Source organism: Colwellia sp. BRX8-5, from assembly GCF_014077325.1.
Lineage (GTDB): Bacteria > Pseudomonadota > Gammaproteobacteria > Enterobacterales > Alteromonadaceae > Colwellia_A.
The window spans coordinates 26993-35122 of record NZ_JACGVR010000040.1 but is presented as its reverse complement, the minus strand read 5'-3'; the positions used below and the strand labels follow the sequence as shown (position 1 = coordinate 35122).

Annotated in this window: 6 protein-coding genes; 3 read left to right on the top strand and 3 right to left on the bottom strand. The window is 36.2% G+C overall.

What is annotated here, in order from left to right; translation table 11 throughout:
- Window positions 1-308 precede the first annotated feature (308 nt).
- Window positions 309-1901, bottom strand: a complete 1593-nt coding sequence (locus H4J62_RS18045) for a recombinase family protein (protein ID WP_182217727.1) — start codon at window positions 1899-1901, stop codon at window positions 309-311.
- Window positions 1894-2079 carry a hypothetical protein gene (locus tag H4J62_RS18040; RefSeq protein WP_182217729.1) on the bottom strand — a complete coding sequence of 62 codons (186 nt, stop codon included), beginning with the start codon at window positions 2077-2079 and terminating at the stop codon, window positions 1894-1896. The genes H4J62_RS18045 and H4J62_RS18040 overlap by 8 nt, the downstream gene beginning before the upstream one ends.
- 541 nt (window positions 2080-2620) lie before the next feature.
- Here H4J62_RS18040 and H4J62_RS18035 point away from each other — a divergent pair.
- Window positions 2621-2833 (top strand): antitoxin Xre/MbcA/ParS toxin-binding domain-containing protein, encoded by a 213-nt coding sequence (locus H4J62_RS18035; protein WP_182217730.1) that lies wholly within the window; start codon window positions 2621-2623, stop codon window positions 2831-2833.
- 19 nt (window positions 2834-2852) lie between these two features.
- Here H4J62_RS18035 and H4J62_RS18030 read toward each other — a convergent pair whose 3' ends face one another.
- Complete coding sequence (locus H4J62_RS18030; protein ID WP_182217732.1) at window positions 2853-3182, bottom strand: hypothetical protein; 330 nt, start codon at window positions 3180-3182, stop codon at window positions 2853-2855.
- A 270-nt stretch (window positions 3183-3452) separates the two neighbouring features.
- On the opposite strand from H4J62_RS18030, the gene H4J62_RS18025 reads away from it, so the two are divergent.
- Both H4J62_RS18025 and H4J62_RS18020 read left to right on the top strand, forming a co-directional pair.
- Entirely contained in the window at window positions 3453-5000 is a 1548-nt protein-coding gene (locus tag H4J62_RS18025) for a hypothetical protein (protein WP_182217734.1), read from the top strand.
- A 265-nt stretch (window positions 5001-5265) separates the two neighbouring features.
- Window positions 5266-7932 carry an AAA family ATPase gene (locus tag H4J62_RS18020; RefSeq protein ID WP_182217735.1) on the top strand — a complete coding sequence of 889 codons (2667 nt, stop codon included), beginning with the start codon at window positions 5266-5268 and terminating at the stop codon, window positions 7930-7932.
- Window positions 7933-8130 lie beyond the last annotated feature (198 nt).

The window sequence follows — 8130 nt, the reverse complement described above, 5'->3', positions numbered from 1 at the left end:
TGGTCGAAAGCACTGGTCTTGAAAACCAGCAAGGGTTTATAGCCCTTCTAGAGTTCAAATCTCTATCTCACCGCCAAACAAAGAAAAACCGCTAATCGAAAGATTAGCGGTTTTTTGCTTTTTGATAGTTAGAAATTTTAAATAAGGGTTTATAGCACTAAACCTTGAGTAGAGTTCAAATCTCTATTTCACCGCCAAACAAAGAAAAACCGCTAATCGAAAGATTAGCGGTTTTTTGCTTTTTGATAGTTAGAAATTATAAATAAGGTTTATAGCACTAAACCTTGAGTAGAGTTCAAATCTCTATTTCACCGCCACATAGATACGAGAGTGGGCACCACATTTGTGGTGCCCATTTTTGTTTGTGAAACTGTCGATGCCAATTGAAAGTTATTCCCCTCAATCTTTGCACTCCTTGGGGTAACAATTATTTCCGTAATTACTGTCTTTAAAAAAGCCTTGCGAGCTTCGATATCATTGTTAGTTAGAACTTCTTTAGCGATATCAACAAATCGTTGTATTTGTTTTGTACCGAAGCTTTTAATTGACAGGAACCTTCGCTTTTTTAATTCTGTAATTTCTAAATCTTGTATTGATAAACTATTTTTTAAATTCTGAAGGTGGTCGCAAAGTGTTGCCTCTAATACAAGTTCCCCAATACTAATCATGTCATAAAGTCTATTGATTTTACCTTTCAAATCAGCAGATCTCTTCTGTTTATTTAATAATTTTTGTCTATCCTCTTTCGTTAAATTTCTTAGTAATAATTTTAACTCATTGACTACTTCTAAAATTCGCTCTTCTGTAATAATGCTATTCAATAAATGATGTAGGATAATTTGTTCTAATTTTTTTTGGGGAATAATAGGGCATTTACATGTATTCACGTTTTTTGCCATCTGACTCCCACATTTGTAATAATTATACCTACCTCCTTTGCCTGTTTGAATAACCAGATTGCATTTGCAAAAACCACATTTTAAAAATCCTGTAAGTAACATGGGGGAGCTTTCGCCCTTATATGTAAAGTTTGTTATTCTTCGGTTTTTTAAACCTTCTTGTACAATTTGAAAAAGTTCTTCACTTATTATTCCAGGGATTTTGATAATAATAATGCTTTGTTCGGGACCATCTCTAGTTCTGTGTTTGCCAAACTGATAATCACCGTAGTAAGCAGTATTATTTAATATTCGGTCAACACCGCCTTTATTCCATTCATTTCCTCGTTTCGTGGTACCCATTTCATTTAAGTGAGCTGCTATAGCTTTTACACCCATAGGTAAACCATTAATTCCTCTGTGTGCTAGTTGAAATATGTATTTTATAGTATTAGCTTCCTCTGAAAGAATAACTAACTTTTTCTTAATGCTAGAGCTATTGGTAACTGCTTCGATAGATTTGTAGCCGTGTATCACAGTACCTCCGGGAAAATAACCACTTCTAGCTGTATCATTTAAACGGTCTTGTACAACCCGAGAGTTTTGACGGCTTTGATGCTCATTAACAGTTCCAATTAGTCCCTTGACTAATTGAGCTAAATCCCTGTCTTCCGGTAATGGCTCTGTTACTGAAATTATAAAAACTCCGAATTTACTGAGTTTCTCCTCAGCATTCATTCTGATTAACTCATTTCTTGAAAACCTAGAGAGTGAATAAACTATAATCCCATCTGTAGACACATTTCCTTTTTCAATATCAGTTATCATTTCATTAAAAATAACTCTTTTACCTTTATATGCAGAGTTTCCTGAATCAATATAGTATTTAACTATTTCCGAATTGTTGGACTTTGCCCATTCTGTGATCTTGTCTTTCTGTCCTTCTAAAGAGTCATTCTCTGTAGCTTGCCTGTCAGTTGATACACGGATATATGCGACTAATCTCTGTTTTGAATTATTCATTTTTTTTCTCCTCTTCTTCATTTGAGGGATGCTGTAATATGTAAACAATTTCTAGCAAGCTCGGTTCTATAGCCTCTAAAAAGGTTTCTAGGAAGCGAGTATTTGAGACCGGATAACGTAGCTTAATTTCCAACTTTAGATGTTGCTCTCCGATTTTTGCATTAATTGTTTGTTTCATTTTTTATTCAGCTTGGTTATTACCTTATTAGTTATATAAACAGGGAATATGATTTTTATCAAGCTAACATATATCTAGTAACGCATTGTTGTTTAAGTACTTATTGTACAACTACGAGTAGTGACTTTGTGTTTTCTTTATAAGTTGTACAATTCAGTAGTTGTACAACTTATCTATCTTGTACAACTACTGAGTTGTACAAGATAGATAACTTTTATCATAAAATCAGAACGTTAATTGATAGAAAAAATTGTGGGTAACTTTAGTGAAAAAATATCAGGCTACTCCATGGTTCGCTATATCTTAGTTGATATATTTTTGTACTTTTGAGATGTGAAAATTGAATAGTTTTTAATACTAATATGTATATAAAACTAAGTTTTGAAAGTTTAAAATATTCTAAAGAAATTTCGTTATTGATGCGATTAGTGAGTGTCTTTTACTTTGTAGCCTTTCCAATATTTATTTGAAATCTTGATTTAACTACTAAGACAGGCATACTTTAACAGTATCGGTATAGGTATTTAATAAGATTATGGTCATGACTATTGAATGTGAAGAAACAGAAAGGTATGAAAAAATTTTTAAGGCTGCTCTAGTGTTATTCGATAATGAAGAGGCTACTCTTTGTTGGATGAACAATCCGGTTCGGGGAATCGGAGGAAAGCGTCCAGTTGATATGACTCTTAGCTCAAAAGATACTAATGTTGTTTTAAACTTGATAGGTGCATTAGGTCATGGGATGTTTTTGTAACCCTTTAGAGGTTAAAGTGCTAAGGGTTACAGCTTTCTAGTATGTACCAATTACAATGCCACTTCGCTCCCGAATTGGTTACGTTTATAGCCATGTCTGCGCCTTTATCGTCGACAAATTTTACAGGTACTTTAAGAAGACTAAAAATAGCAGCTATACCGTGTGGATATATTGCCATTTCACCATCCATCATAGACACCGTACTTCCAAGCATCATGTTATGAAATTTTGAAATAAGTGTTTTGGAATCTTCCGGTTCATACTCCCTTTTAATTTCAGCTTCTAGAGCCAAAATAGTTACGTCAGACATCCAGTCTTTTTTAGGTTTTTTTACTTTCAGTACAATCATTTTAACTTACCTAAGTGTCCGTCAAACTGTAAAAGTGTCCGTTAAACATTGAATTATCCAATATTCTAAGAGCCTAATGGAACTTTCTACTCATAAACGCTAAAACAAAGTGATAGCTTGCCAGCTTCTTTTTATTAAAGCAGACTGACTATTGCTGTAAAACAATAAATCAACGAACACATGTTGAACACTACAGTGTGATATTGAATGTCTTTTACCTGTATTGGATAAAGTTAACTTTCCTGTTTTTAAAAAGAAGAAATAAATTAAATGAGAAATATTGGAAATATGGCCGAGCATCTACTAAGTATGTGGTGTTCAGAAGCTGGATTAACTGTAAACCCTTCTAGCTCAGATGATATGGGCTGGGATCATTTTATAGAATTTCCATTATCGAATGTAATTAGTAGCTCGAAAATACATCAATCAGCCCCAAAATGTAAAGTACAAGTCAAAGCAACGGATAAACAAGATAGAAAATTACAGGTTTCACTTTCTAACTTATACAAAATGGCAGTAGACCCGTTACCTTTCTTTTTTTTATTTGTAGAATATGATGGAAAAAACTCTGTTCAGAAAACCTTTTTACGACTAGTTGACAATAATCTGATCCGCCAAATTTTAAAGAAAGTTCATAAAATTAATGCAAGTTCAAAAGAAAACAAGTTCAACAAAAAAACTATGTTGGTCAAATATGATGAAAGCCATGCTTTAAGCGAATTGTCTGGAGAGTTTTTAAAATCCGCTATGAAAAAATGTTTTACAGATGGTTTCAATAAATTCATTGCAGATAAGAAAACTTTTATTGAGAAAGTCGGGTATGAAGATGGAGCATTGGAAATAAAATTCAATACTGTTGGTGAGCCGAATCTAGAGAAGCTAATTGATGTTAGTTTAGGCATAGAGAAAGCGGTTTCTATTGAGCAGATAATTGCTATAGACAAAAGGTTTGGAATTGCTACCGAGGAGTCTACACTCAGCTCTTCAACGGCGTTATTATCAATGCCCAACTTACAGCCTACTACAGAGGCCAATCTTATATTCCAAAAAGGTCCTTTTGATGATGTTTACTCCTTTAGTGTTGATGTTTACTTCCCACCTTTTATTAATGATCTAAATAGTCCATATTTTAAATCACGATTTAAAAGTGATTTCTTTGATATTGTTTTTAGTCATAAAACAAGCAGACTTAATTTTTCATTTAATTTTGGAAATAAACATTATGATGTTCAGTATCTAAGAAAAACGCATCAATTTATTAGTGACCTATCATCCGGCGATAAATTCAATGTCTATGTAGAGGGAAAACAAGATAAACAATTAATTGGCTCGATAAATGCTGATAATCAATTTATTAATTATCAGGAGGAGCTTGAAACCTTGGTTAAAGTAACTGACATAGTTAAGTATTTTGATCTCAATGATTCACTCAGATTAAGCACTCATGAGTTATTTTATTTAAAAGATTCTATTCAAGGTTTTTATGATTTATTGTTTTCATCTCAACGGAACTTTAAAGTTGGATTTAATTTAGTGGATGGAGTCGTTGACTTAGATAATGAACATGTTGTGTTAGGCTGTTTACAGTTTTTAATTGGCGATCAATTTTTCAGTATTTTATATTCGGCAGAAGGAATTTTAAGTTTGTCAGATGAAGATACTTTTAATCGATATGAGCTGATTGATAAAGGTATTAAAATTGAAAAAAAACTTGTTTGTAGTAAGGGATCAATACCGAGTAAAGTCGATATTTATCAAGAGCTTAAGCTCTTGGAGTTAAAATACCCCGATAGACCCCTAATAACACTAGAGAAATAAATTAAACGTGGTTTATTCAATACTAAAATGATCAGTCTGCTTACACAGGGGAGTATGAATAGGCAGTTACACAAAGCTTCATCGTATTGTTCTTTAGATGTCATCCCGTCTTCTGGATCAAACCCTAATTCAGCACTAATATAAAAATTTTAACACAATTAAAGACTTCCGGAATGTATTGATTCTGTTAGAACATATTGACTTCTTAATTTGTGATGCAACAATGCGTGTACAAAGGATATTGGTTGTTATTAATGGAGATTGAATGTCGTCTGCTAAACAAGATTTCGAACGTTTTGTGTGTTGGTTATATCAACCAGAGAATCAAATTCCGGTTGATGTACGCCGACTAGCCAATTTGGCACTAGCTCGCTTTGATGAACTAGCTGAGACTACCCGACACCGAAGTCAGCGCTCCTTTTTCCTCGTTGATTTAATACGCCAAGAACTAGATCGTGTAGCTGATGCCGTACCAGCTGTTGTAGCTGAAATTGATGCTGGTACATGGCCATGGTCTAAATTAGAACATATGACACTTGGTCCTTTCAGGGGATTTCGCACACCTGAGCCATTCGATCTTTCAAAGCAAATAACACTTTTCTATGGTCCGAACGGGAGCGGTAAAAGCAGCCTGTGCGAAGGACTCGAATATGCCTTGTTAGGCGAAGTTGAAGAGGCTGGAAGCAAGCGTATTGCAGCCCAGACTTATCTTACTAATGTACATGAAGGTAGGTTTACACCACCTTCCTTGAAAGCAACAGATTATAACGGAGAAGAAATCGATGTTGTCCCAAATGCTGATGCTTACCGTTTTTGTTTCATCGAAAGGAACCGTATAGACGCCTTTTCTAGGATTGCTTCCCGCCCCAACGCCCAACGCACTGAGTTGATTGCCACCTTGTTCGGTATGGAAAAATTTAATGAGTTTGTAAATCATTTTAATGAGAGTATTGATGGACAACTTACCCTTGCGGATACACAACAGACCACTTTAAGAGAACGAAAAACTGCATTGGCCGCGGATCTCTTGGCTGTTGATGGAATGGCTGACTCCATGCAAGGCTTATCAGAAGAAGAAGCCACCTTAGCTCAAGAATATGAAGCAGGAACAACATTTGAGGCTCTTAAGCAATTAATTGGTGCAGATGGAAGTGCTGGAAGATTACATGATCTTGAAGTGATTTTGGAGACTGTTCCACCCAGTATACTTGGAGTGACGTGTCGAGGATTTCTTGATGCCTTTGATGATGCGCATCAATCCAGCGAGGCGGTAGATGTGATTTGTGTTGCACTACAAGCAAAGAGTGACGAAGTTTCGTTCAAGGCACTCTATCACTCAGTTCTTGCTCTACGTGAAATAGCAGGAGATCGTTGTCCTGCATGTGACACCCCTTTAGATGGGCAGATGCAAGTAGCGCAAGATCCATTCGAAAAAGCAAGCGAAGGTCTAAAGCACCTTGATGAACTCGGAGTTCTTCAAGAGCAGCAGCAAATAGCACAGAATAGCCTTGAACTAGCTTCAAGCAAACTGCGTGGAATGTTTATTCCTGTTGCTAAGTTTATTAATATCCAAAACGAAAAAGAGACTCTATTAGGTCAATTTATACAATTACTTCCAAACGAGCCAACAGGGCGTTGGTGGTCAGATATCTATTCTCAGGTACCAGATAGAGACGCTGAGAATGCATTGCTTGTGCACCTACTTACTGTTGTTGACCGCATTACAGTTCAGGACGAATTCTCACTCCAAACCGAACAAGAACGTCAACCTCATGTCGATGAACGCCGTCGGCTTCTCAACTTTCAATTAAAAGTCCAAGCACAGGAGCTAAAGCGACAGCAGTTCCAAAATAACATTAAAGAAGCAAAACGACGTATAGAGATATTCGATGAAACTAATGCCGTGCTCATAGTTCAAGCTGCTCAAGAAAAGCTTGATATAGAACGGGACATTCGATTTAAGGTAACTTATGACCGATTCCTTCAAAAGCTGAAAGAATACAGAACACAACTTCCTAGTCAATTGATGGTAGGACTAAATGAGGAAGCTATGGGGCTTTACAACTCGTTCAATCGCAACGATCGTGAAGATGACAAGCTATCAGCACTTAATCTACCACTCGGTGCTAACAAAAAGATTGAGATTAGTTTCCAAGGTAATCCTGCCGCTCGTGTTGATGCATTACATGTACTAAGCGAAGGACACATTCGTTGCCTTGGATTAGCAATTCTTATGGCTAAGGCGAAGATCATACAGTGCCCTATCATAGTCTTCGATGATGCTATAAATGCTATAGATCACGACCATCGTGGCGGAATTCGCGAAACTATTTTTGAAAGTGACCACTTTTATCAAACTCAATTAATCGTGACTTGTCATAGCAATGAGTTCATCAAAGATATCCAACAGCATCTTCCTGTTCAGCGACGCAGTGAATGCCAAGTATACTTACTCCGCCACCATGCAGGAAACTATCAGCCTAGAGTAACAGGCAACATAACAACTGCTAACTACATAGCTAAAGCTAGAGCTGCAAAAGATATTTTGGATGACAGAGTTGCCCTAGGTGCATCGCGTCAAGCCCTAGAGATGGTGTCTCAGAAGGTATGGCGTTGGCTCGAAAGCCACGACAAAGGACTATTGAATCTGATGCTTCCGGGCGTTGGTGCGGAGCCCGCTTTGAGAGATCTTTGCAACGCTATTTGTAAAAAACTTCGTGAGGCGCGAACCTTTGAACATGCAAATAAACAACCACTCATCGAGGGTTATCGACGTATTCTAGGTATACCACAAAATAATCTTGTGTGGACCTGTCTTAACAAAGGTATTCATGAGGAAGCCGAACGTGATGATTTTGATGGTGAACTAGTTGAGTCAGTGGTGCTAACGTTGGAAACTATTGATCGGCTTGACCTTAGACCAAGACGATAATGATACAGTCAAGTGAAAGTAGACACTGTTCGAAAAGTGCTTTGCTATACCTGACATATTATATGAACATATTGATTAATAATGGCTTTACATGAAGTTATTTTTTTTGCACGAACTGCCCAAGTTTCGTTATTAAAAAGATAGATAGCTTTAGCAAGGTTACACATTACAAAAAATCGTAATTTAGGTGAATATTTC

Excerpts from the sequence above, each read along its gene's own strand:
- H4J62_RS18030 (WP_182217732.1), bottom strand. The coding sequence starts at position 3,182 with ATGATTGTACTGAAAGTAAAAAAACCTAAAAAAGACTGGATGTCTGAC.
- H4J62_RS18045 (WP_182217727.1), bottom strand. The coding sequence starts at position 1,901 with ATGAATAATTCAAAACAGAGATTAGTCGCATATATCCGTGTATCAACT.
- H4J62_RS18040 (WP_182217729.1), bottom strand. The coding sequence starts at position 2,079 with ATGAAACAAACAATTAATGCAAAAATCGGAGAGCAACATCTAAAGTTG.
- H4J62_RS18025 (WP_182217734.1), top strand. The coding sequence starts at position 3,453 with ATGAGAAATATTGGAAATATGGCCGAGCATCTACTAAGTATGTGGTGT.
- H4J62_RS18035 (WP_182217730.1), top strand. The coding sequence starts at position 2,621 with ATGACTATTGAATGTGAAGAAACAGAAAGGTATGAAAAAATTTTTAAG.
- H4J62_RS18020 (WP_182217735.1), top strand. The coding sequence starts at position 5,266 with ATGTCGTCTGCTAAACAAGATTTCGAACGTTTTGTGTGTTGGTTATAT.